Annotated in this window: 19 protein-coding genes; 5 read left to right on the top strand and 14 right to left on the bottom strand. The window is 60.3% G+C overall.

What is annotated here, in order from left to right; all coding sequences use genetic code 11:
• The first annotated feature begins 273 nt into the window (after nucleotides 1–273).
• The 3 genes from JIN78_RS03675 to JIN78_RS03665 all read left to right on the top strand — a co-directional run bounded on the left by JIN78_RS03675 (nucleotide 274) and on the right by JIN78_RS03665 (nucleotide 5873).
• A complete protein-coding gene (locus JIN78_RS03675; protein ID WP_200390581.1) occupies nucleotides 274–1584 on the top strand; it encodes a 3-deoxy-D-manno-octulosonic acid transferase in 1311 nt (436 codons plus the stop codon).
• A gap of 10 nt (nucleotides 1585–1594) precedes the next feature.
• Complete coding sequence (locus JIN78_RS03670; RefSeq protein ID WP_200390580.1) at nucleotides 1595–2596, top strand: hypothetical protein; 1002 nt, start codon at nucleotides 1595–1597, stop codon at nucleotides 2594–2596.
• A 124-nt stretch (nucleotides 2597–2720) separates the two neighbouring features.
• Entirely contained in the window at nucleotides 2721–5873 is a 3153-nt protein-coding gene (locus JIN78_RS03665; RefSeq protein WP_200390579.1) for a lectin-like domain-containing protein, read from the top strand.
• 594 nt (nucleotides 5874–6467) lie between these two features.
• Here the strand turns inward: JIN78_RS03665 and JIN78_RS03660 are convergent.
• From JIN78_RS03660 to queF, 9 genes are all read right to left on the bottom strand, one after another.
• A complete protein-coding gene (locus JIN78_RS03660; protein ID WP_200390578.1) occupies nucleotides 6468–7280 on the bottom strand; it encodes an endonuclease/exonuclease/phosphatase family protein in 813 nt (270 codons plus the stop codon).
• A gap of 93 nt (nucleotides 7281–7373) precedes the next feature.
• Nucleotides 7374–8309, bottom strand: coding sequence for a sugar phosphate isomerase/epimerase family protein (locus JIN78_RS03655; protein ID WP_200390577.1), 936 nt, complete (start codon nucleotides 8307–8309; stop codon nucleotides 7374–7376).
• A 96-nt stretch (nucleotides 8310–8405) separates the two neighbouring features.
• Complete coding sequence (locus JIN78_RS03650; protein WP_200390576.1) at nucleotides 8406–9896, bottom strand: sulfatase family protein; 1491 nt, start codon at nucleotides 9894–9896, stop codon at nucleotides 8406–8408.
• 116 nt (nucleotides 9897–10012) lie between these two features.
• Nucleotides 10013–11035, bottom strand: a complete 1023-nt coding sequence (locus JIN78_RS03645) for a zinc-binding alcohol dehydrogenase family protein (RefSeq protein WP_200390585.1) — start codon at nucleotides 11033–11035, stop codon at nucleotides 10013–10015.
• 76 nt (nucleotides 11036–11111) lie between these two features.
• The gene (locus JIN78_RS03640; protein ID WP_200390575.1) at nucleotides 11112–11435 is read right to left on the bottom strand and encodes a hypothetical protein; all 324 of its coding nucleotides are present in this window, start codon (nucleotides 11433–11435) and stop codon (nucleotides 11112–11114) included.
• Between the two features lie 57 nt (nucleotides 11436–11492).
• Nucleotides 11493–13016: a thiamine pyrophosphate-binding protein gene (locus JIN78_RS03635; RefSeq protein WP_200390574.1), complete on the bottom strand. Its 1524-nt coding sequence runs from the start codon at nucleotides 13014–13016 to the stop codon at nucleotides 11493–11495.
• 46 nt (nucleotides 13017–13062) lie between these two features.
• Nucleotides 13063–14199, bottom strand: coding sequence for a serine hydrolase domain-containing protein (locus tag JIN78_RS03630; protein ID WP_200390573.1), 1137 nt, complete (start codon nucleotides 14197–14199; stop codon nucleotides 13063–13065).
• A 58-nt stretch (nucleotides 14200–14257) separates the two neighbouring features.
• Entirely contained in the window at nucleotides 14258–15001 is a 744-nt protein-coding gene (locus JIN78_RS03625) for a 3-keto-disaccharide hydrolase (protein WP_200390572.1), read from the bottom strand.
• Between the two features lie 65 nt (nucleotides 15002–15066).
• Nucleotides 15067–15474: a preQ(1) synthase gene (gene queF, locus JIN78_RS03620; protein WP_200390571.1), complete on the bottom strand. Its 408-nt coding sequence runs from the start codon at nucleotides 15472–15474 to the stop codon at nucleotides 15067–15069.
• A gap of 68 nt (nucleotides 15475–15542) precedes the next feature.
• Here queF and JIN78_RS03615 point away from each other — a divergent pair, with 68 nt between their 5' ends.
• The gene (locus tag JIN78_RS03615; protein WP_200390570.1) at nucleotides 15543–16859 is read left to right on the top strand and encodes a DUF1552 domain-containing protein; all 1317 of its coding nucleotides are present in this window, start codon (nucleotides 15543–15545) and stop codon (nucleotides 16857–16859) included.
• Here the strand turns inward: JIN78_RS03615 and JIN78_RS03610 are convergent.
• The 5 genes from JIN78_RS03610 to JIN78_RS03590 all read right to left on the bottom strand — a co-directional run bounded on the left by JIN78_RS03610 (nucleotide 16856) and on the right by JIN78_RS03590 (nucleotide 22050).
• Entirely contained in the window at nucleotides 16856–18112 is a 1257-nt protein-coding gene (locus JIN78_RS03610; RefSeq protein WP_200390569.1) for an NAD(P)/FAD-dependent oxidoreductase, read from the bottom strand. The genes JIN78_RS03615 and JIN78_RS03610 overlap by 4 nt on opposite strands.
• 19 nt (nucleotides 18113–18131) lie before the next feature.
• Complete coding sequence (locus JIN78_RS03605) at nucleotides 18132–19709, bottom strand: aldehyde dehydrogenase (NADP(+)) (protein ID WP_200390568.1); 1578 nt, start codon at nucleotides 19707–19709, stop codon at nucleotides 18132–18134.
• Nucleotides 19710–19713: 4 nt separating this feature from the next.
• Nucleotides 19714–20712 carry a proline racemase family protein gene (locus JIN78_RS03600; protein ID WP_200390567.1) on the bottom strand — a complete coding sequence of 333 codons (999 nt, stop codon included), beginning with the start codon at nucleotides 20710–20712 and terminating at the stop codon, nucleotides 19714–19716.
• An 8-nt stretch (nucleotides 20713–20720) separates the two neighbouring features.
• Nucleotides 20721–21665, bottom strand: coding sequence for a dihydrodipicolinate synthase family protein (locus JIN78_RS03595; RefSeq protein ID WP_200390566.1), 945 nt, complete (start codon nucleotides 21663–21665; stop codon nucleotides 20721–20723).
• A gap of 121 nt (nucleotides 21666–21786) precedes the next feature.
• Nucleotides 21787–22050, bottom strand: coding sequence for a hypothetical protein (locus JIN78_RS03590; protein WP_200390565.1), 264 nt, complete (start codon nucleotides 22048–22050; stop codon nucleotides 21787–21789).
• 246 nt (nucleotides 22051–22296) lie between these two features.
• On the opposite strand from JIN78_RS03590, the gene JIN78_RS03585 reads away from it, so the two are divergent.
• Nucleotides 22297–25176 (top strand): tetratricopeptide repeat protein, encoded by a 2880-nt coding sequence (locus JIN78_RS03585; protein WP_200390564.1) that lies wholly within the window; start codon nucleotides 22297–22299, stop codon nucleotides 25174–25176.
• Nucleotides 25177–25186 lie beyond the last annotated feature (10 nt).

Below are 25186 nucleotides of genomic sequence, written 5' to 3'. Positions count from 1 at the left end.
TTGGTTTCTCGTGAGCCGCATCTCGCGGCGGGGCGCGAAGCTAGTCACGAACCCGGCAGACGTCAACATCATTCCGCTCAAAAATCACCCTTTCGTCCCTTTCCCTGAGGAACAAAAGACAGATTACGGTTCTACAGCCGAAGAATCACTCACTCTAAGATGGCCAATACCGACCTAAAATCAGCAGATTGTGATAATTAACGCTCTACCGGATTCTGCCACGATCCTTTCTCGAAATCATTCCTCTCTGCAGGCAGAATCACTGCGAAAACTGTGATTCGGACGATCTACAACCTCCTTTACCCTCCCTTTGCCGCCTTTTCGGCTCCCTTTTGGCTCCTGAAAACGCGCAAACGAGGCGGTCTCGGCCCCCGTCTAGGCGAGAAGCTCGCTCAGTATGGTCCAGAAAGCCCCCGACCCACTCCAGAAAGGGCCAGCCGCCCCATCTATCTGCACGCGGCCAGTGTGGGGGAGGCCAATATCGCCCGTAAACTCATCGTCGCTTGGGCCGAGCACTCGCCAGAGGCGCGCTTCCTCCTCGCCGTCGGCACCTCGACGGGATTCGACCTCGTGCGTCAATCCCCTCCCCCCGGCACCGAAGTCCTCTATGCCCCCCTGGACGTGCCTTCCTTGATAAGAAGGATGCTCGATCGCTTCCAGCCGGGCTTGATCGTTCTCATCGAGCACGAGGTCTGGCCCAATCTCATGCACGAAGCCAGCCGACGTCGCATTCCAGTAGCTTTAGTTAATGCCCGCCTCTCGGAGCGATCCGGTGCGCGACTGGCCAAGGCCCGCCCGCTGGTGGAGTCCATGTATCGCGGCCTCACCTGGGTAGGAGCGCAGAGCGAGGATGACCGGCCCCGACTGGCGGCGATCGGCATCCGGGAAGAAGTCATCCATGTCACCGGTTCCATCAAATTCGATCCCGCCCGCAGCACCCCGGCCAGCACGAACTTCGATCCCCGGCCCTTGCTCACGAGTCTCGGCCCTGATGAGAGCCCCATTCTCATGGCCCTTTCGACCCATGGCGGGGAAGAACTCCTTTTCGCACGGGCGGCTGCCACGGTGGGAGAGGCTCGCCTCGTAATCATCCCCCGCCACATGGAACGGCGGGACGAGATTTGCCGGGAACTGCGGGCCGCGGGTTTTGCGGTGCGGCTGCGCTCGGCGGACGCCGGGGCCAATACCCCCACCCCGACCACCGATGGACAGACTCTTATACTCGTGGTGGATTCCACTGGAGAGATGCCGGCCTTCACCCGCCACGCCACCATCGCCTTTGTGGGAAAGACCCTCACCGCGACCGGCGGGCAAAACCCCTGCGAAGCCATTGCCGAAAAAATCCCCGTCCTTGCAGGGCCCCATCTGGAAAACTTCGAACCCCTCGCCAGCGAACTGCGCGCCCGCGGAGGTCTGCTCTCCGTCACCAACGAGGAAGAACTTGCCCGGGGCCTGCGCAGCCTCCTCTCCGACCCCCGCGCGGCCCGCCAACAAGCTGCAGAAGCCCTCGCCGTGCTCGAGAGTCATCGCGGCGCCACCGATCGCACCATCGCCGCCCTCGCAAAACTGGCCCATCCGGACTAGAGTGGACCTGATGTTTCGCCAAACGCTTTGCCTCCTCACCCTCAGCCTCGTCACCTCCTGCAATCCCAGCCCGGAGGGGCTCACTCTGGGCCCGCCCCCCGGCAAAGCCCTGCGCACGACCGAGCTCAAGGGCGATGCCGAGCAACGCCTGGCGACCCTGGCCGCGCAGACCCCGCTCGCCAACAACGCCCTCTTCACCAGCTACAATAAAAACGGCCGCTCGCAATGGAACAGCGGCTGGACGCGCCGCATCGACTTCACCGGCGTCGTCTGGAGCCACCGCAAAGCAGGAGCCGCCATCACCCCCCGTCACATCGTCTTCGCCGGGCACTACCAGCATCCGGTTGGAGCCAAGCTGACCTTCCACGACCGCTCCGGGCAGCCCCATAGCCGGCAGATCGTGCGCAAGATTTCCTTTCGCGGGCGCAAGGACGGGACGGCCTCGGACATCGCGGTGGCCCTCCTCGACCGGCCCCTGCCCGAGGGCATCAAGGTCTACCGCCTGCTCCCCCCCCGCAGCGACTACGCCCACACTCTGCCCGAAGCCCCCGTCCTCGTCACCGAGCAAAAACGGCACGTCTACATCCACAAAGTGCGCCGCCTCTTCGGGAAAGGCATCTCCTTCGGAAAAAACGAGAACCAGCCCGCCGAACTCTACAAAAGCCTCATCGTAGGCGATTCCGGCCATCCCTCCTTCCTTCTGGTCGGGGGCGAGCCCGTGCTCATCGAGACCCACACTGGTGGTGGCCCCGGCAGCGGCCCCTTCTACTCCGACCCCCTGATCTTTGCCGAGCTGCAAAAGGCGGTGGCCGAGCTGGATGCCACCTACGCGATTGCGACCGTGCCGCTCGACGCCCACCAGACCCCTGCGCCACCGGAAAAAAAGCCCGCTCCCCAGCCCAAGCTCGCCCCCGCCCCGCCCCAGACCACTCCCACCCCCTCTCCTGGACAGACGACCCCGGGCGCGCCCCGCCAGCCCCGGGTTCGCCGAGTGCCCACCCCGGCCAATTAGCCAAAGGGCGCAACATCCCCTCCTCTTGACTCTTTCGCCAAAGCGAGTTCCACCCTGCATTCCCTGTAAAGTCCCCTCTCTTTTCCCCGTTCTCCTCGGTTGGCCTGTAATGGCCATCTGCGAGATGAAACCAACATTCCACACCATAATCCTCAGGGGGTCATTGCTTCCCCTGCTCTTCGGGAGTCTCTCGGGACAAACCGAGACTTATCAATACTACCGCTTTACTACCAACGCATTGCGAGGAGGTGGCACCGAGAACAGCGTGCAAATCTCAGAATTCGAGATGCGCTTGGAGGGACAGCGGCTTACGGGAGCCACCGCCAGCAACCCCGGCGGCGACTTCCCCATCGGCGAACCTCCAGCCTCAGCGAATGACGGCGACGTCACTACCAAGTGGCTAGATCGCAACAAGGGGCCCCTCGTGCTCGACTTTGGCGCACCCGTCACTGCGGATGCTTACCGCTTTGCCACCGCCAATGACGCCAACGACCGCGATCCCATCTCCTGGACCTTGGAAGGGAGTAACGACAACAGCAGCTGGACCTTGCTGGTGGAGGAGATCGACTTCCCCACGACCACTGCCCGGCAGACCTACGAGCGCGAATTTCTCCTGGCCGATACTCCCCAGATCCTCCAGTTCGAGCGTTTTGATCAAATCGTGCTCAATGGCGATCCCGCCTTAATTAATTATGAGGTGCGCAAGGCGGACAGCTTGAGCATCAACAATGGAGTCGGCTCGCTCGCCACCAACGACCTTGGAATGGCGGAGGTCACTCCCCCCGACGATAGTGATACCGTCTACACCCTGACGGCGACCAATGCCAACGGCTCGGTGACCGCGACCACCACCGTCCGGGCGGTCGAGCAGACCGAGCGCACCTTCCAATACATCCGCTTCACCCCCCTGCGGCTGCGGGAAACTCTCCCCGGCCAGCCTGCTGCCAATAGCATTCAGATTGCCGAATTCTCCTTTCTCCATGAAGGAGAATTCGTCACGCCGGTGGGAGCAACCAATCCCGGGGGGAACAACCCCGAGACCCAGCAAGTGGGCAACCTGATCGACGGCAATCTCACCAACAAGTGGCTGGATTTCAATAAAGGGCCCGTCATCTTCGACATGGGCAGCCCCACTGCCATCGATGGCTACGTGCTCTCGACCGGAGGGGATGCCCCCGAGCGCGACCCCATTGCCTGGCTGCTGGAGGGCAGTGATGACCAGAGCTCCTGGCAAGTCATTGATGCCATTGTCAGCGCCAGCTACGACCCCGAGGTCGAGTTCAACTACCTCCTCCCGGATAGTCGCAACGCCGATTCTCCTGACATCCCTCTTCCGGCCGTCATCAATCTGGTGCCTGCCAGCATCAACAACTTTGAGGCCGACCCCGTCATCCTCACCGACGGAGAGGAAATCACACTGAGCTGGGACACGGCCTTGGCCAGCAGCCTGAACATCGACAATGGCGTGGGAGCCGTCTCGGCAAACCCCAACACAACGACGACCACTCCACCGGACAATAGCGACACCGACTACACCCTGACGGTGGACAATGCCTTGGCAAGACCGGCCACCGCAAAGGCCACCGTGCGCACGGTCACCCCAGGCGAGGGCACCTACCGCTACCTGCGCTTCTCCCCCACCCGGCTGGCGGAGAGCCTCCCGCAATACGGGGGAGCCAACAGCGTGCAGATTGCGGAAATGGTCTTCTATCACAACGGCCTTGCCCTTGACCACGCCTCCCTCGGCACGGTGGTGAGCAATCCTCTTGGCAACAACCCCGGTACCCAGGGGCCGGGCATGATCATCGATGGCGACGTCAATACCAAGTGGCTGGATTTCAATAAATCCCCCCTCGTCTTCGACTTCCAGACAGCGCAAACCTTCGATGCCTACCAATGGACCACGGGAGGAGATGCTCCCGAGCGTGATGTGGTGGCCTGGCGGCTCGACGGCAGTAACGACGGGTCGACGTGGACGGTCATTGATATGGTGGACAAACATCGCACCACCGGGGAAGAGCTCGCCTTCTTCTACAATTACCCACGCGGGGCGGCATTGCCCATCGTGCCCCTGCCGGATCCAGCCACCGTCCCGCTGGCTCCTCCAGTCGTCACCCGTCTCCGCGCCGATGCCCCGACCGCCCTCAGCGGTGAGCCGGTCGTCATCGAGTATCTTTCCCAATTGGGAGAAAGCGCCACCATCGACGTGGGTGCGGGACCGGTGCCCGTGCCAGTCAATGGCAGCTACACCTTCACTCCCAGCGGTGATACCACCGTGGTCCTCACCGTCACCTCCCCGGCGGGCTCCACGACGCGCGAGTTCCCCGTCACCGTGATCACCCCGGCCATTACCGAGATTTGTTATGAGAACTTCGACGAGGCCGGCGAGGAACTCTCCCTCCTCGGAGCAGCCTCCATTGTGAATGCCTACCCCTTCCTCGTGGAGCCCGGGGACTTTGCCCGCCTACGCCTCCATCCCCTCTCCGGAGGTCAGGTGGGCACGGCCTGGTTCCGGGCCCGCGTCGGCACCGAGAGCGGCTTCAGCACTACCTTCGACCTCCACATCCCGACCAATAGCACGGGTGGGGCCGATGGCGCGTCTTTCATCCTGCAGAATCACCCGCAGGGTAATGTCGCCTCCGCTACCGGGGAATTGGGGCTGGGCCAAAACGACCTCTCGGTGGTCTTCGATACCTGGCTCAATGGGGGGGAGGCCAGCCCGGCGGTCATCCGGGTGCGGGCCAGTGGTGCCGTCCTCGCCGAGCGCGACCTGACGACGATCAACGAGCTCGGCCTCACCGACCTCACCCAAGCCATCACCTCCTCCCCCTACCGGGTGCAGGTCGGCTACACTTCCGGCGGCCTCCTGAGCGTCTATCTCAATGAGCAAGCCATCATCACCGACCTGTCGGTGGACCTCGCCGCCATCGGGGCGGTCAATGCCGAGGGCAAGGGCTACGTAGGCTTCAGCGGTCGCACCGGCGGTGCCATCGAGCTCCACGACGTCACCAGCTGGTGCTACACCGAGGGCGAGCCTGTCTACCCCAGCAGCCTTGAGCTCCTGGATTACAGCTTCGACTTCACTCCCGGTAATGAATCCGTCACCCTGACCTGGACCTCCGGGCCCGGGCTGAGCTATCGCGTGGTGGCGGGGGACAATCTGGCTGACTTCCCCACCGAATTGGCCTCGGAAATTGCCGCCGACGGGGAGACCACCACCCGCACAATCCCTCTCGGCACGAGCTCGCGGCAGTTCCTCCGCATCGAGCAAGAGTAAGGCGACCGCACCAGGCCGCCGTCTTTCCTCTGCAAGCACCTCCGGTCGACCCGGAGGTGCTTTTTTTACCCCTGCGGGCCAGGTCCGCTCGCCGGGTGCGCTGGGTAGGGACGATTCGCCGAGCCACCCGCCCCCGGAGCGAAGAGATGGCCCTCTGAGGAAGCGCAACCCGGATCGGCCAGGGGCTTGTCACTCCTTGCCTGAGCCCCCTTCTTCCCTGTAGCCAGTCCATGGTAGTTTTCCGCCAACAAAGAGAGCCTTTAAAGCTGCCAATGATGCCATGAATGGAGGAACTATTGCTCTGAAAGCAGGAAATATTGCTTTGAAAGTAAGATCTATTGCTTTGAAAGGAGGATCTATTGCTCTATAAGTGACAAATTATTCTTTGAATGTGCAATTTGACCCATGAAAATCCGCTTTCAGGCTCTGATTCCCCTCTGACAAGGCTCCATTTGCTGGTTTTATCAGGAAACACGCTAGTTTTAGGGCCCCTACGGGTCACTTTCAGCCTCTTGTAGCGTGGTAGGATTGCGACATTAGCCGCTTTTATTTCTCCCTTGGCAGCGCTCAGGAAGAGAGAGGCGCGCGCCGCTGCTAGCGAGCGGTCCAGGAGAAGCTCGCCGCCAGGGGGCGGTGGTCGGAAGCGTCCTCTTCCTCCTCCACCCAGTGTCGGCAGGTGAACGGCGGGAGGTTTTTCACCACCAGGAAGTCAATCTCGACCTCGGGCTGATGGGCCGGAAAGGTGGGCGCGGGGCTGTCATTCTTCGGAAGAATCTGCCACTGCCTCTTCTCCAGCAGCTGCAAGGAGGCATCGTCGCGCGGGCCATTGAAGTCGCCGGCCAAGATGACGGGATGGCGATGCTCGGCCAAAGCCGTGAGGAGGGCTGTCACCTGACGGGTGCGGATCTCCCCATCCGTCCAGTCATTGTGGATGCTGAGGAAAGAGAGGGGCTGGGCCAGGCCGGGCACGGTGACTTGCACCTCGAGAGCACAACGGGGCTCGGCACCCCGGGGCAAGGGGTGGCGCGTGGTGGCGGTGATGGGCAGGCGGGAGAGAATGGCCATACCGTATTCGCCGCCCTGATAGTCCATGAACTTGCCAAAGCGGTGCGTCATGCCGAGGCGTTGTGCCAGCTCGGCCGCAAGGTCGCGCTGCCCACTGCGGCGGCAGTTCTTGTCGACCTCTTGCAGGGCGATGAGGTCGGCATCGAGGGCCCGGAGGACGGCTGCGGTGCGGTCGAGGTCGACTTTGCCGTCCCGGCCTGCCCCATGGCGGATATTGTAGGCCGTTACCCGCAGTTGAGGCTCCCCGGAAGGGGCAGCCTTCTCCTGCTCCCCGGCAGTTCCCGGGGTCACAAAGCCACAGAGAAAGGTGAGGAGGGAGAAGAGAGCCACGCGAAGAATCATGGCAAGAAGAGAAAGGGTGGCTCTTCCCCCGCCAAGGAAAAAATCAGAAAAGACGCTTGAGACAAGAGCTTGACCCAAGCGCCGGGGAGAGGCTCAGGCCAGCTCCTTGCGGAGGGTCTCCAGGAGCGGCGGGATGGCTTCGTAGGGATTGGCGGTCTCTTCATACTCCAAGACGAGGAATCCCTGATAGTTGGCCTCGCGCAGGAGCCTCACAATGCGAGGAATGTCTGCTTCCACCTTCTTGCCCTCAATATCGAGCCGGACCTTCAATTGGACATTCACGGCGTAGGGCGCGCACTCCGCAATGGCGGCGTAGGGGTCCCCGCCCCGGAAGTTGCCGGTATCGAGATTGATGCCGACCCAGGGGGAATCGACCCCCCGGGTGATGCGCAGGAGGCGCTCGGGGGTGCTGATGGAATCGTGGTTCTCGATACCGAGGAATATGCCCTTGGAGCCCGCGTATTCGGCCGCCTCAGCGAGGGCGGAGATGGCGTTGGCCTCCAGCTCTTCCTCGCTGACGCCCTTGGGAGGCACACCCGCAAAGACGCGAATGTGGGGAGCGCCCATGAGGGCGGCGCGGTCGATCCAAGTGCGCACATACTCCATCTGGCGGGCGCGCTCGGAAGAGTCTTTGGGGTGGGAAAAGTTATTGCCAATGGCGGTTCCCGCTATGGAGACCCCATTGATGTGGGCTTGATGGCGACAGGCGAGGAAGTCCTCCGCAGTATCGTCGGGATTGAAGTGATAGCTGGTCAGCTCAGCCCCATCGAGGCCGTGCTGGGCGCAATAGCGAATGAATTTCGGCATATTCATGCGGACCTCCTCCGGCACTTCGGCCACTTTCCGCTCTTTGCTGTAGGGGAAATAATCACGGAAGGAGTATGCGGCGAGGGCCAGACGGATGCGGCTATCGCCACTGCGGGCGAAGGGCTGGCTGACGGCGCCCACAGAAGGCGCGAGGACAAGGCCGGCGGTGCCAAGGGCTGCTTGGCGGAAAAACCGACGGCGGGAAGAATGTGTGGTGTTCATAGTTTAAGAGAATCGGCCCCGGGTAGGAGGCGATGGCCAATAACGGTCGCCGGAGCGCGCGATTGGCCACCGAAAGAGCGGAGAAAGAGCGGAAGCCTAGGGTTGGGGCTGGTCCCAGAGGCGGTAGGGGTCCCCCCAACGCTCTTGTTCACGGAGCAAAAGGGCCTCCATTTCCTTGCGTTTGTCGGCAAAGTCCGGGTCATAGGCGAGGTTCCGCTGGTTCTTGCCGGGTTTATTGCCCGTGAGGGCGACGACAGCGGGATCGTGGTGCTCGGCAAGGAGCTCCTGGGGATTTTCCGCAAGGTTGAAGAGCTGGGTCTGGCGCACTTGGCCATCGAGAGTGTCGTATTTGATGAGCTTCCAGTCGCCCCGGCGCACAGAGCGCATGCCGGGCTTGGTGCCACCAGTATAGACGCCGTAGAGGACCTCGCGCACAGTGCTCTTTTCCCCCTGCAAGACCGGGCGGAAGCTGACTCCATCCAGGGCCTCGGGCGCGGCGATGCCGGCCAGGTCCAACAAGGTGGGAAGGGTATCCATGAGGTAGATATTGCCCGGCACACGCTTGCCGGCCGGGAGACCGGGCCCGCTCACGATGTAGGGCACGCGCCAGGTGTGCTCGTAGAGATTCTGCTTACCCATCAAGCCATGGCGCCCGATGCTCATGCCGTGGTCGGAGGTGTAGATGATGTAGGTATTGTCCAGCTCGCCCATCTCTTCCAGGCGGGCAAGGACTTTTCCAATCTGGATATCGATGTTTTCGGAGCAGGCATACTCCCGGCCCAGCTCATTGCGCACGGTGGCCTCGTCGCGTCGCTTCCACACGCCGGAGACTTTTTCCTCATCACGCAAGCCCGGGTGACCGTGGGGGAAGGGGTGGGCGGGCAGGTAGTTGGTTTGCAAGGAAGGAGCGGCCTCGCCGGGCTGGGGCGGGTTCGCGGGGTCGGTGTGATTGCTGGCCCCGTATTTTTCCAACAATGGCGGGGTACCGTCGCGGACATCGTGGGGATGGGAAAAGCCGAAGTAGATGAGAAAGGGATCCTCGTCCTGGCTCTCCTCCCGCGTGGCGAGGTAGTCGAGGACCTGCTGGCCATGCCAGGCACTGCCGGATTCCGCCGTGCCGCCGCGCTTGGTGGCATCGCGCCGGACGGTGAACTGCTTGTTGGCCGCCTCGAAGCTGTTCCCCTTCTTGCAGGTGCGCATGGTGTCGTATCCGTGGGCATTGAAGAGAGCGGGCAAGGTCTCGGCGAGCACCCCGGCGGTGTCTTCCTGGCGGGTCTCCTTCCAGGCGCCGGGGATGTTCCAAACGCCGCGCCCGGTCATGATCATGGTGCGGGAGGGAGTGCAGACCGCCCCCGACCAAGAGCCCATTTGGTAAGCTCCCTCAAAGACCACGCCTTGCTCGGCGAGGCGGGAAAGGTGCGGGGTCTCCAGCGGGGACTGGGGATCGTAAATGGTGAGGTCATAGGGCGATTGGTCGTCGACGAGGATGAACAGGAAGTTAGGTCGCTCCCCGGCAAGGGCCACCGGACCTGCGACAAGACCCACAAGACCAGCGAGCGAAGAGAGGAATGGGATTTTCGAAAACATAGAATGAGGGACTTAGCTACGCGCGACCCCCTCTCCCCTTTCACCGAGCGTGCTCACCCTGTCGCACAGCGCTTTGCCCCCGCCAGCCGCCCCTCGCAGACCTTGCTACGGTGGATTCAGCCCCCGAAGCCCTCGAGGACGATCTTGCCCCGAGCGGTGCCGCTCTCGATACGGGCATGCTGCGCGCGCAGATTGGCGGCGGTGATGGGCCCGGCGACCTCGGTGAGCGTGCTCCGAACCTTACCCGCATCCACCAGGGTGGCGAGTTCGTTGAGCAACTGCCCCTGCCTGGCCTGGTCGGCAGTGGCAAAAACCGGGCGCGCGAACATGAATTCCCAGTGGATGGAGAGGGCCTTGCGCTTCATCACTTTCAAATCGATCTCCGCCGGATCATCGATGAGCCCGACGCGCCCCTGGGGTGCAATCAGCTCTGCGATAGCCTCCCAGTGCCGATCCGTCTGCGTGGTGGCAAAGACAAAACCGGGCTGCCCCAAGGGCGAAAGCGCCGCGAACTGGGCCGCGAGGGGCTCGCGATGATCGAGAACGTGATGGGCCCCGCATTCCTGCACCCAGGCCTTGGTCTCGGGTCGCGAGGCGGTGGCCACAATGGTGAGGTCGGTGAGCGCGGCCAGGAGCTGCAAAGTGATGGAGCCCACTCCCCCCGCCCCACCAATGACGAGAATGAGGTCCCCTCCCTCGGGCGTGGGACGCCGGACATCCAGCCGGTCAAAGAGCATTTCCCAAGCGGTGATGGCAGTGAGAGGCAGAGCAGCGGCTTCCGCAAAACTCAGGTTGGCGGGCTTGCGACCCACGATGCGCTCATCGACGAGATGGAACTCGGCATTGGTGCCCGGGCGAGCAATGCTGCCGGCATAGTAAACCTCGTCGCCCACTTGGAAGCCCTCCACCTGCGGCCCCACCGCACTGACCACACCCGCGGCATCGTAGCCCAGCACCTTCCAACCGCCATCCTCCGCGCCCAGGCGTTGGCGCACCTTGGCATCGACGGGATTGACCGAGACCGCCCGCACTTCCACCAGCAGATCCCGCCCCGTAACCACGGGCTTCTCCAAAGTGACATCCTGAAGGGCGTCCTCGCGGTCAATCGGTCCGGGATTCTGGTAGGCGACAGCTTTCATCATTGCCGACACCCTAACGAAAAAAGCCGCCGAGGAAAGACCCCGACGGCATTTTGGCAAAATTTCAGATTTTCACTTACCAGCGGCGACCGCGATCGTAGCGATCATAGCGGTTGTAACGGTCGTAGCCCCGGCGATAGTCGTGGTGATAGCGGTTGTGACGGTCGAGTTTGCGCTCGGCTTCCTTGCGTTTGTCCTTCTCCTTGCCGTAGTGGTAAAGAGAAAGGCCTGCAACGCCTGCAGCCACGAGAGCCGCGGTCTTGGGAACATCAATGCCGCCAGCCTGACCTCCGTAACTGCCGCCATAGCCGCTGTTTGCATAATAGGGATCGCTAGCACAGGAGGCGAAAAGGAGGGCGATGCTGGCCAGCGCGGTCGATTTGAGGACTTTTGCTTGCATACCCTCTTCAACGGGGCCCGGGGACGAGGTATTCACGGCTCGCCGAAAAAAATTTCGTCACCGCTGCCAGGCTTGCCAGAACTCCTCCGTTTGCTCAGCAGAAGGGATGACCTCGACCACAGTCGTCCCCGGGGGCAGCTCCTCCAGGCATTCCATCTCCTCGCGCGAGGTCACCCGCCGGTAAGCTAGCCCCCACATCGCGGCCCATTCCTGCAAATTCCGCCCATGGGAAGCGGTCAACCATTCGCGGGCCCGGGGGTCCATCCCTTGCAAGCGGGGCAAGCGATCGAAGATTCGCCCCCCGTCATTGTTCAAGACGACGAGCACGCGCTCTTCCTGCGCCACCCCGGCCAAAAGATGCGGCGCGGCCAAGTCATAGAGCACTGTCAAATCACCGAAAATCGCCCACGCGGCCCCTTCTTCCACCGAGGTCCCCAGCCACGCGGAGAGCTGGCCGTCAATGCCATTGGCCCCGCGACAAGCCCGCACCAAGGTGAGGGGGAAGTCCCGCTGCGCGAAATCGTTCCACTCGCGAATGGGCAGGCTATTGCCCAGGAAAAGGGAATCGGCGCGGGTGGCGTAGAGCGACAGCTCGCGCAGGAGGGCAGGCTCGGAATCCGGATGGGCCTCCAGCAATTCGTCACTCGAATTGGCCCGCCCCCGGCTGGCGGACAGGTGCTCGAGGACATCTCCAACCTCGTCCACTTCACCCAGGCCCTTCACCACCCGGGCCGGCTCGCCTTGAATCACCTCGCTGGCCCGCGCCAAACCCGGAAATCCCGAGCGCGTGATGGAGTAGACCTCGATTTCCGGTCTTTTTTCCAAATCCCGCCAAAAACGCCCCACCGGCACTTCCCCAATGCGCAAAACCTTGCCGGGGGGATTGTCCCGCAGCAGCCGATCGCCATCGACCAGTTGTTGCTCGCCCAAGGCCTCGCGCAAGCCACTGGTGGCATCGGCCAGCACGGGCGCTCCCAGATTCTGGCAAAAGTAGAACACCTCTTCCCGGTCCTGCTCATCCAGCCCGCCCACTAGGACAACCAGCCCTTTGAAAATTCCTTTCCGCAACCACTGGGCCAGCGGCGCGACATTGAAGGAGGTGCGCTCCCGCACGCCTTCCTCTACCGGGCCCGGCTGCCCCAAGTCGTCCTCTTCTTCCAAAGGGATATTGAGATGAAGCGGCCCACGGCCCTCCCAAAAGGTCACTCGATCCGCCGCATAAAGCCCGAAGATACCTTCTTGCTCAATTGCCTGGGGAGCCCCCGTGCCTCGAAAACTCTCCGGTCGATCCGCCGAAATGACTACCAGCGGGCGCTGTTGATAATAAGCCTCCACCACTGCGGGCAGCAGCTCGGCCACCGCGGTGCCACTGGTCACCACCACCGCACAAGGTTCGTCCGTGACCATGGTCCGCCCTAGAGCGAAGAACCCCGCCCCGCGCTCTTCAAAATGAGAGTAAACCTCGGCTCCTTCAATGCGAGCAATCCACTCCAGCAACGGGGCATTGCGCGCCCCGCCACACACCACGAATTGGCGCAACCCGCGCGCCAACAGCTCATCCAATTCTTTGCCCGGCTCCATCGCGGCCAATCAACCACAGCAAAGCCGGATTGGGTAGAAAAACCCCTTACTGCGCGGCAGCGGCATGAAGCGCCTTGCGCACGGGAGAGTCGTCCGAATTCGGGAAGTTCGCCCGCTGCACGAAGAGCAACTGGTAATTCCCCGCAACAGGATCGAACCACGCCTGCGTGCCATAGGCCCCGCCGTGACCATAGGTGCCCGGCGAAAGCGACTCCGATACCCCTTGGGGCTCGCGAATGACACAGCAGCCCACGGCCCAGCCATTGCCGGGAGTGAATCCCACCGCCAAATCACCGGTATTGACCGTGCGCAAGGTCTCGACGGACTCCTCCTTCAACAAACGCTCGCCATCCAGCTCGCCGCCACGCAAGAGACAGCGCGCGAACTGACCGTAATCCTCCGCCGTGGAAAAGAGCCCGCCATTGGCGAGAGGTAGCCGGGACTCGTCCTCCAAGGGCTTGCCGCGCAGAAAATGAATCTCACTTGCAAGCAACTCCTCACCCTCTTTGCGGTAACTGGTGGCGAGACGCTTCTGCTGCTCCTGGCTGGGGTAAAACGTGGTGTCCCCCATACCCAGCGGCGCGAAAATTCGTTTTTCAAAAAACTCCGGCAGCTCCACCCCACTGACGACCTCCACCACCCGGCCGGCGGTATTGATACCCGTTTGGGAATACTGCCAGCGCGAGCCGGGCTCGAATTGCAGGGGCTTCTGCGCCACCAGCGCGGTCAATTCATGAAGCTTGCTGATGCGCCCTTGCTCCTGACCGTTCAGCTCCGAGAGTCCGGCGGTGTGATTGAGACATTGCCGCAGGGTCACCTCCCGTTTTTCCCCTTCCGCATTCTTCAGCTCCGCAAACTCGGGGCAATACTTGCTGATGGGATCGTCGAGACTGACCTGACCGTCTTCCACCAACATCATCACCGCCACTCCCGTGACGGGCTTGGTCATAGAGGCGATCCAGAACAAGTCATCGGGCTTCATCTCGCGCTGCTCTTCGCGATTCGCCCAGCCTTGCGCCGCCAGATGCCGGGTGCCCTCACGACCCCCCACCAGAGTCACCACCCCGGCCATTTCTCCCGCCGCCATCTGCTCTTCCATGGCGGTAATGATTTTCTCATTCTTGCCAAAAATCGGCCCGGAAAGAAAAAGAGCCGCCCCCACCGTAAAAAGTCGCTTCATCATCCCCCACTCTACGGGAGATCACAAAGCGACCTGACGGGAAAATTGATCGCAAGCCAACTTACTCCGGAACCGGGAGTTCAAGCAGCTCGATCTTGCGGAATTCGATAGGCGCGCTCTCCGCTTGAAGGGAAATGGTGCCCCCTTCCAGCAAAGTGCCATCATCGAGCTGAGGGTGCTCATACTCAAAGACCACCTCGCCGTTGACGCGATGGATGATCTTCTCACTGCCATGAGCCTCGATTTCCAAGGTCACCCACTGATCACCGGGGAAGGTCTTGGATTGAGAATTGATGCAATGGCGCTTGTCCACCTTGCCTTCGTAGAAAATCTGCGTGCCCGGCGAACACACATTGGCCGTGGGGCGCTCCCCGTTTTCGCGGCCACCAAGCAGCTGCACTTCAATGCTGTTGGGAAAATCCTGATCCTTCCCCATGCTCTCGGCGGATTGACCATGAATCATCACTCCATTGTTTCGCCAAGCCCAGCCCGGCCCCTCTGCCACCTGCTCACCCACAAAGCGATATTCCACCCGTAGCTTGTAGTGAGAGAGCTCCTTTTCGTAAAAAAGGTGACCGAAAAGTGAGCCCCATTTCTCGTAGTTGTCATAGCACACCTTGAGCAAACCATCCTCCACGCGAAAGGTGTCCTTAGCATTTTCCCCCAACTCGTAGCCCTTGAACTTGGGCGTCCAGCCAGTGAGGTCCTTGCCATTGAACAGGCTTTTCCACTCTCCAGAAGCTTCCTCCGCCCCGGCTACCATCGTGCCACAGAGCGCAAGCGCCCCCATTATTGCATTTTTCATCATCTTGAAATCTCTACGCAACTTCCCCGCCAAACATGCAGGGAAATTTCCGGGTTCATCCCTCTTCACGCGGTCTCTCCTTCGTGACGCACCTCCACGGTGAGGGAAATTCCTCCGCGCGCGCCGAAGGCTCCCTTGATTTCCATCTCGGCCGGCTCGCAAACGGCGACCAGATCATCCAGAATGGTATTGATCACTTCCTCATTAAACGAGGCCGTGTTGCGCCAACTGGCGAGGTAGAATTTAAGCGACTTGGTCTCTACGCACCACTTGCCCGGCCGATAGCGAATCACGACATGAGCCGAATCAGGCTGGCCCGTCACCGGACAAAGAGAGGAAAACTCCGGGGCATCGAGGTGGATCCAATAATTGCGCCCGGGGCGGCAATTTTCGAAACGGTCGAGGATTTCACGGGAAGGACTGGTAGGGAGCGCGTTCTCGGATTTGCCGAGAAGTTTCGGTTCGGACTTCATCACTGGGCCGAAAATAGCTTTTCCATCTCGATGAAAAAGCGAAAAGGCCTCTTTCGTAAAAGAGCACTATGAACCGCCGACATTTCTTGCGCGATTTGGGCATTTCCTCTGCCGCTCTGCCCTTTCTCAGCAGTTTGCCCAGCTTTGCCGAGACAGCTACGGTCGGCCAACGCAAGCAGCGCCTGCTCATCGTCTTTTCCCCCAACGGGACCATTCCCGATCTCTTCTGGCCCAGCAACGATGAGGGCGGTCAACTGCAGCTCTCCCCCATTCTCAAGCCGCTGGAACCCTTCAAAAAAGACACCCTCGTCATCAAAGGACTCGCCAACAAAGTGCGCGGTGATGGCGACAGCCACATGCGCGGGATGTCCTGCCTGTTGACGGGGGCACCCTTGCTGAAAGGGAACATTCGCGGGGGCGGAGGCAATCCCGCAGGCTGGGCTTCCTCTCTCTCCATCGACCAGGAAATCCGCAATTTCCTGCAATCCCGGGACAACACCCGCACCCGCTTCGGCTCCCTGGAAGTCGGCGTCGCGGTCCCCAATCGCGCCGATCCCTGGACGCGCATGTCCTACGCCGGCGCCAACCGCCCCATGGCCCCGCTCAATGATCCGGAGGAAATGCTGGCCAAGCTCTACGGTCACTCCCAGGACAGCGCCACCTACGCCTCTTTGCTCGACGAATTGGGGGCCGACTTCAAGAAAGTGGCCAAAGGGCTCCCTCCCGAAGACCGTGCCCTCCTCGATCAACACCTCACCCTAGTGCGCCAGATGGAGGAGGAAATGAAAGCCGCTGCTGCCAGTGGCGAGCTGGTCCACCCCGAGCCCGAAATCGACCCCAATATCGAGCTGGTCAATGACAACACGCCCGAGATTGCCCGCATGCAAATGGACCTCCTCGTCAACGCTCTCGCCAATGACATGGCCCGCATCGGTTCCTTACAATTCATGCGCTCAGTCGGCCAAGCCCGCATGAACTGGCTCGGCATCGAGGACGGCCACCACTCCCTTTCCCACGAACCCGATGGCAACGAGCAAGCGCGCGAAAAGCTGGTCAAAATCAACACCTGGTTCGCCGAACAAGTGGCCTATCTCGCTCAAAAACTCCGCGATACCCCGGAGACCCATGGCGAGGGCAACATGCTGGACAACACCACCATCGTTTGGGTCAACGAGCTGGGCAAAGGCAACAACCACACCCTCGACGATATCCCCATCGTCCTCATCGGTGGCGGAGCGGGTTTCCAGCGCAATCGCTTGATCACCCTCCCCGAGCGCCAGCCCCTTAACCGACTCCACCTCAGCTTGGCCCAGTCCTTCGGCCATCAACTCGAGACCTTCGGCGACGCCCAACTGAGCCAAGGCGGAGCTCTCAACCTCGGCTAGCCGAAGCGCGTGGGGTTCAGACCCGCAATCTCGATTCCCGGCGCATCTCCGGCCACGATTTTTTCCACCAGACTTCCCGTCACCGGGGCCAAACTCAGCCCCATCATGGCGTGCCCGGTGGCGATGATGACATTCTCCCGTCCCGGAACGCGCCCGAGATAGGGCAAGCCATCCGGGGAGCAAGGCCGCAACCCCACCCAGGGCTCAATACCGACAAAATCCTCCGGTGAAAAGTCGGGGTAAAAGCGACAGAAGGATTCAATCACCCCTTGCAAGCGAGTCCGGTTCAACGAAGTGTCGGAACCACAAATCTCCATCGTGCCCGCCACTCGCAGAGAATCTCCCATCGGCGTCACCGCCACCCGACCTTCTTTCAGGAGGCTGCAAATCTGCACCGCTTTGCGCGGCTTCTTGAGAGTCAGACTGTAGCCCTTTCCCCCTTGCATGGGCAACTTGAGCCCCAAACGCTTGGCCAGCGAAAGCGACGCAATCCCGCCCGCCAGCACAAACTGATCGCCCGCAACCTCACTCCCCTTGGTCGTGCGCAAAGCAACCACGCGTCCGTTTTTCTCCACAAAATCCGTCCCCTCTTCCGCGAGAAAGACTCCCCCTGCCGCTGCGATCTCCTGCCGCAGAGCCTCCACAAAATCAAGGGGACGGAGATGGCAATCTTGCTCGAACCAAACCCCGCCGAGAGCCTCCACCCGCGCATCCGGCTCAAAATCTCGCAGACGCTCTTTTCCAAAAACCTCCACCTGCAAACCCAGTCGCTTGGCCTCCTCCGCGACCTCAGCTTCTTCCGCCAAACCGGCCTCGCTCTGACAAAGCATGAGCAAGCCGCGCTCCTGAAGAGAGAAACCACTCGCCCGAGCCAACTCAACGTGCAAGCGGCGGCTCTCCAAGCCCAAATCGCGCAAGAGTTCCTCGCTCCGCTTGACGTGGCCCGCGTTGGCATGACGGGCAAAAAGCCACAGCCAGCGAGCCAGCGCGGGGTCGAGACGCGGACGCAAAAAAAACGGGCTCTTCGGATTCAGCATCCACTTCAAGCCCTGGCCAATCACTCCGGGAGCGGCGAGGGGAATGAAGTGACTGGGCACGATCATGCCCGCATTGCCCTCCGAGCACCCCGAGGCTAAGGAAGCATCGCGCTCCACCACGGTCACCCGTCGGCCTGCCTTCGTCAGATAATAGGCACTGGCCAGGCCGACCACTCCGCCCCCGATCACAACCACCGATTTTCCCTCTTTTTGCATCCTACTTTTCTTCGAGCAATTAGACGGCTTCCCGGCTCAATGAACCATCAACCAAGCGCCAGATCCCCAGTGGATTGGCCGATTGCAACTCCGGTGGCAGCAGGCTTTCGGGCACGGCCTGCCACGCCACTGAACGAGTGAAGCGCCCAATGGCCCGGGTGCCCACCGAGCTACTCCCCCCATCGGAGGTGGCGGGATAAGGGCCGCCATGCACCATGGAAGGACAAACATCCACCCCCGTGGGAAACCCGTTCACAATCAACCTCCCTGCCCGGCGCGAGAGCAAAGACAGCAACGGACCGGCCTCAGCTAGGTCCTCCTCCGTGCCATGCACGCTCGCCGTCAGCTGCCCCTCCAGGGCCGCCGCCGCCGACAGAAAATCGTCTGTCGATTCACAGTCGATGAGCAAGGTCGCCGGACCGAAGACCTCTGCGCTGAGTTTCTCGTTTTGTAAAAAATCGGCAACCCCGGTCTGGAACACCGCCGGTCCCGCTTGACAGCCGGAGGCCTCCACCGCGGCCGTCTGGGTCACCCCGGGCTGAGCGCCCAGCTCACCCGCCGCACGCTCGTAATTTTTGGCAATACCCTCATGCAGCATGGTCGCGGCCGCTGCACCCGCCATCCCCGCACTGACCGTTTTGGCAAAATCCTCCTGCCCCGTGCCCGCCGTAAAGACGAGCCCCGGACTGGTGCAAAATTGCCCCACCCCCAAGGTCACCGACCCCACCAAACCTTCCGCAATGGCTTGGCCCCGCTCGGCCAAGGCTCCTGGCAGGATGAAAACCGGGTTCACCGAACTCATCTCCGCGAAGACCGGAATCGGCTCCTTGCGGGCAGCGGCCAGATCCATCAGAGCGCGCCCCCCCGTCCGCGACCCCGTGAAGCCAATGGCCTGAATCCCCGGATGCCGGGCCAAGGCCGAGCCAAGCTCAATGCCATCATCGAAAATCAGAGAAAAGACCCCCTCGGGCAATCCGCACTTGGCCACCGCCGCTTGCACGGCCCGACCCACCATCTCGGCCACCCCAGGATGAGCGGCATGAGCCCGCACCACCACCGGACAACCCGCCGCAAGAGCCGAAGCGGTATCACCACCGGCCACCGAGAAAGCCAACGGGAAATTACTCGCGCAAAATACCGCTACCGGGCCCCGCGGCCGCTGCATGGAACGAAGGTCGGGCTTGGGCACGGGCGCTCGCTCCGGTTGCGCCAAGTCGATACGCGCATCCACCCAAGAGCCCTCTTCCACCAAATCGGCGAAAAGACGAAGCTGACCCACAGTGCGCCCTTTCTCCCCGCGACAACGGGGCTCGGGCAAAGCGCTCTCCGCCATCATCCGAGGCACGATTTCCTCTTCCAGAGCGTCAATCTCTTCCGCAATAGCCCGCAAGAAAGTCGCGCGCTCTTTTCCCCCAATCTCTCCGTAGCTCGCAAAGGCCTCTACGGCCAAAGCAACCGCTTGCTCCACTCCTGCCAGGTCCTCGGCATGAAAAACAGTTTCCAAGTCCTCACCTGTGGCCGGGTTCTTCGCCTGCCAACTGCCACCTTTGCCCGCACCCTGCTGCTGACCAATGAGAGAATATCCTTCTAATTTCATAAAGTTATCTTTTTGTATCGAGTCCCTGCGGAAATTCTACCCCGAAACGATAAGGATCGTCGGTCCGCATAATGAAGTTCGTCTCGGCCGTCACAAAGGCCTGCCCGGTGACAATGGGGGTGATAGTGCGGGCGTCAAGACGCTGGTAGCGCCCCTCGAAGCAGGTGCCCAATATCCCCGCTTGGCGAAAGACCTCTCCCTCCGCCAACTTTCCGGACGCCGCCAGACAAGCCAGCTTGGCACTGGTGCCCGTGCCACAAGGCGATCGATCATAGGCTTTCCCCGGACAAAGGACAAAATTCTGACTATCCGCCGCCACTCCCGGAGCAGGGGTCGCAAACAGTTCCACGTGATCGATCAACCCGCCATCTTCACCCCGCAGCGCCGAAGCATCGAGCGCCTGCCGCACCGCCCAGGTGAAGCGAGTCAACTCCTCAATGGCACTCTGGCGAACGGGCGGTCCCTGTCCCTCAATGAGAAAAAACCAGTTCCCCCCCCAGGCGACATCTCCCACCACCTCGCCATACTCCGGCACCATCACGGCCACATTTTCCAAGTAACGATAGCTGGGAACATTGCTCACCGTGACTCGGCCATCCGCCGCGATCTCGGCAGTGACTACCCCGATGGGCGTTTCCAAGCGATGAACTCCCGCCTCGATCCGCCCCAGGTGCCTCAAAGTCTCCATCACCCCGATGGTGCCATGCAGACAGCCATTGAGATAGCCAGTATTGTTGAAAAAAACCACGCCCGACACACAGCTCTCGTCGGTCGGTTCGCAAAGATAAGCGCCCACCACGGCCTCGAAACCGCGGGGCTCGTGAATCAGAGCACAGCGCATCCAGTCCGCCTCTTGACGCAGATAATCGCGGGCCGCCGCCGCCCCCGCAACAGGAGCCTCCGGCCCTCCCGCTACGACCACCCTCGTAGGTTCCCCCGCCGTATGCGAGTCCACCACCTGCAAGCGTAGACCGCTCGCCTCCTCTTTCGTTCCCTGGCTCACGGTCGTTTTCAGTGCCCTTTCCCCTCCCAAGCGCTCCACCAATCGCGAAAGAGCTTCCACTGGGTGTGCAAGAACTGCCGCTGACTGTCACTCAGGGAATCGCTGGCATAGAGCTGATGACGATACTCCTCGTGCCCTTCCAGCACCATTAACTCCTTGTAATGCAAAACCAGGTCCGGCTGCTCATCGAAAGTCGACAAAACGGTGAGAGCTTCGGAAAGCTCCTGCGCCCATTTGCGAGCCTGACCATCCCCGGCAGCCGCGGCTTCGCATAACTCCACAAAACGCAGAATCTCCTTGGGCAAAGCATTGCCCACTCCGGTAATCGCTCCCTTGGCCCCACAGTTCACAAAACCATGGTAAACCTGCGTATCGACCCCTGCCATTAGAGTGAGTTCCGGGTCCCCGCTCGTGATGAATTCCGCCGCATAACTGAGAGACTTGGCGCCTCCGAACTCCTTGAAGCCCACCAAACTCGGAAACTCCGCGCGCAAGGCGAAGAAAAGATCCGCTTTGGTCTCGAAGCCATAGTAAGGACTGTTATAGATCACTGCTGGCAGCTCACCGCCGGCCTGAAGAATCGCGCGAAAGTGTTCCTTCTGCGCCGCCGGAGAAGCCCCCCGCGAGAGCACACGCGGGATCACCATCAGTCCCTGGGCTCCCACTTCGCGAGCATGGGCGGCATGTTCGGCCGCCAGTCGCGTATTTTGCGCCCCGGTGCCCACCACCACGGGCACTCCGGCCTCGACGAGACGCCGCACTCCTTCCTGCCGTTGCTCATCGGTCAAAAGCGGCCAGTCTCCCATCGAACCACAGTAGACCACTGCCCGCATACCTTGGGCGATCAGGTCCCTGGCAGTCGCGACCAGAGCCTCATAATTTACTTCCCCCGCCTCATTGCAGGGCGTCATCAGGGCCGGAATACATCCTTGAAAAATCGGAGCGTTCGTCATCTCGCCACCCAAGATAACGAAAGACCCCGCCCCCCGTCTTGATGGAAAAGGCAACGAATGTTGGCTTTTTGTTCAAGAGGGAAGCGGAGCCGGGGATTTCAGGGGGACCCGTGGGGAAAGGTTAGAAGATCCACATGAGAAGCTTCACCACCGCAGCCACGATACCGACGAGGCCACCCAGGATGGCGAGGACACTGGCAAAGCCTCCGCGCTTCGCAGGCGAAAGGGCGACAACCACACCAAAAAGTCCCGCCACGATAGCTAGACCGGCAAAGACAAAGCCGAGAACGGCTCCGGTGGCGAAACTCAATATCGCCGAAATGACGGCTACGATGGACGCAATACTAAAGGTTTCCGGACGGCGAGTGGTGACTTGTGTTTCCATAAATCTCCTATCGCATCCTCCAAGCCAACCGAGCCTCCCTCTCAATAAAGCTCAGAAAATCAGGCATCCGAATGCAGAAGATCATCGCGATCCGGAAAACGCTCCCTCTCATTCCGTGCGAAAAGAGCCACTCAGTTCAGGCAAAATGCACGATTTCACCGCGAAAAAAGAAAAGGCGGCGCACTTATCATCTAAGATGACCTTTTAGCTTCCAGAGGGTCCCACGCACATGGTAGATGCTATCTTATGAAATTTCCCTTGGGGCTCCTTCTCTTGTTAGCCTTCATTTTCCCCCTTTCTATTCAAGCTGAGGACGAGTTCTCCTTTCCCGAACTGAAAAAGTGGGCCTTGGAGAATCAGGAAAAATTTCCTTTCGCAGAGACCGGACGAAAGAACGGAAGCCCTTTCGCCCCCCTCACTACTTTTCCTGAGCTCGACCTCAACCATCAGGGAAAAGCCATTTCCGGCCTTCGTATCACTCTGCCCGATTGGACCGATGAGAACCTCGCATTGATGTTGACCGCTCCGCCCATTGCCGAATCCGGAGTCTTCTTTAAAACCGACTCCTTTCACTTTAGGGTCGTCCTTTTAGAGGATTCCAAAAGAACTTTTTACTTCAAGAGAAAGTTCTTCAGCAACCCTACAGCGAAGAGATATAAGGTCTTCCAATCTTTTTATCCCGACCGTGAGCAGTTTGTAGCCCAAACAATTTTTCGGCAAGACGAGCGGTCGGGAACCCTCCCCGGGGACACTCTTCTCGTCTTAATCCTTGACGACGAAAGCAAAAAGCTGCCTAAGACTGAAGTTGCCTTCACCATCGAGTCTGAACGCGGCTTGCGGGAATGGGGACAACTTCCCACCGCCCTCTCCGATTACGGTCCAGGGGCAAACTTCATCACCATTGAAGGGGAGGACCCTGGCAAGGCCAGCGAGCACGTCGAGAAAGCATATCAAATTTTTATCGCAGAGGGAGAAGAAGAAGCCAATCGATTCCTAGATGAAATCTTCCTCCATTTTCAGCAACGCGGTGGTAAGTATCAGGATTGGCACTCGGCTTTGTGGCATTCAGCCCAATACCGACATAAGAACGACAAGAACTGGAGCATCGTTGCCTACGGATATATTTACAAACAAGCGAAGAAGTGGGACGCCTATGAGCGGGGACGGACCATCGCTTCCAATTTAGCAACTTCTTATAACACCCTCTATCGCCATGCCGAAGGGCGAAAGCACATGGACATGTTCTACTTTCAGATGCATCGCATGGGCTACAGCTTTCAAATCCAGGATTATCCAGAAACTGGACCCGGCATTCCAATTCTACCCAACACACGCACCCGCGAGATTCCCCTCGACCCTCCAACGCCGATTTCTATTGTCTGGCAGTATGGCTTCCCCTACATCATGGATGACCTGCAACTGGACAGAACACACGTCTCGGCGCTGGAGGACCACGCCCACTACCTCTACCTCTCCGGCGAGCAAGAAGCAGCTATGGAATGGCGACTCTCTCTTCTCAATTTGCTCGAGCGGATGAAAGGTTTCAAAGAAGATTACGAAGTCGATGAACGTTGGTTGGAAATCAACAACTCGATTGCCTCCCAACTCTACGAACTCGGATACTATGCTGCCTCTTATTATCGCTATCAAAAGACGATCCACAGCAACGGTTTAAAAGCAGGCGCCTACGGATATCGCTCTCATCAATCAGCAAAAATCGGGATGGCCAATTGTCGCTCCGCCATTAGCTATGCAGAGGATGGTGAAATGGAACGCATCGCTAACGTTAAAGAGAAAATCCGGAAAAACCCTTTCCTTAACAAAGCGTCTTTTCAAAACGCCGAGTTGGTGGAAGCGAAGCATTACCTCATCCGCGGAGAAAGAGAAAACGGCATGGCTATTATTGATCGGTTGGCTGACGAAGAAGGCTACATCCCCGCCAAGGTGCAACAAGTCATCTATCACATCCAATCAGGCACCACCGCAGGCATGGAAAAAAAGCTCCTCGCGCTCCTCAAGCTTTACCGCGAACAAGGACTAAAAATCAAAGAGTGGCGACTCTATGCGGCTTACGCCGATCTCCTCATCCTGGAAGAACGCTGGGAGGAAGCACTCCAAATGCGTCGGGAAGCGCTGCGATTGACCCGAGCATTCGGTCTCACCGTGCATGAGGCTCACCAGGCCGCCCGACTTTCCCAGCTTTTACAGGCTTTCGGGCAAGAGTCGGAAGCAGAAGAGCTCGCCCGGGCAACTCGTGAAGTCGCACGGAACAAAACCCTCATTCCCCCATTCAACCGAAAAGTCATCGAAGGCATCCTCAGGAAAGAATTGCCACCCATCAGCCTCGCCTCGCGAGACGAAAACGCAAAGGCCAGCACCCATCTGCAACCGAATGCCGCCGTGGTGGTGCCCCTTGCCGCGAGCGGCGGCTATGGCAAGCTCACCCTCGCCAACCTTTCCGACCAAGCGGTCACCGGTCAACTGGAGCTCTCCGGCTTGCCCTCCTCTTGGCAGGAAAATGCGCTGGAAAGCGAAGTCACCATCAGCATCGGCGCTGGCGAAGCCCGCGCCCACCGCCCCCTCACCCTCGCTCCCGGCACCTTTTTGCTCCTCTCCCTCAATAATGAAAATCCCTATCAGGAAGGCGAACTTCTTGTCGAATGGCAACCCGAGGGCGAAAGCTCACAACGCTCGGCCTGGACCTTCAGCACAGCGGAGGAGGGCTTTAACAAAGCTGTTATTGATGCCGGTCACTATCACCTCAATGAGTTCTACGGAGTCCCGGTTTATCACCACTTGATCAAGCAAGCTGCCACCGACGAGGAAGACATGACCTTCCGCGTCCAGTCCTCCGCGCCTGCCCGCATCGAAGTTTACGACCTGGAAGACAAACCCCTCCTCGTCGACAACAATGGGGACGGCAATCTGATCGGAGCCGGAGACGGCCTCTTTTCCGACCAAAATCAGGATGGCCTGGTCGACACCCGATTGCGAAACGGGCTAGGAGCCATCCGCTTGCAAGTTTACCCCCAAGCCGGCTTGACGACAGACCTCACCTTGACCCTCTCCGGCCTCATCGACGGGGAATGGAGCGTCCTCGCAGAAGACACCCTGACCAACAAGTAAACTCTTCACC

It is taken from the genome of Roseibacillus ishigakijimensis, from assembly GCF_016595415.1.
GTDB classification, from domain to species: domain Bacteria; phylum Verrucomicrobiota; class Verrucomicrobiia; order Verrucomicrobiales; family Akkermansiaceae; genus Roseibacillus; species Roseibacillus ishigakijimensis.
Note: the sequence above shows the minus strand (reverse complement) of the source record. Positions and strands in the feature narration are given on the sequence as shown.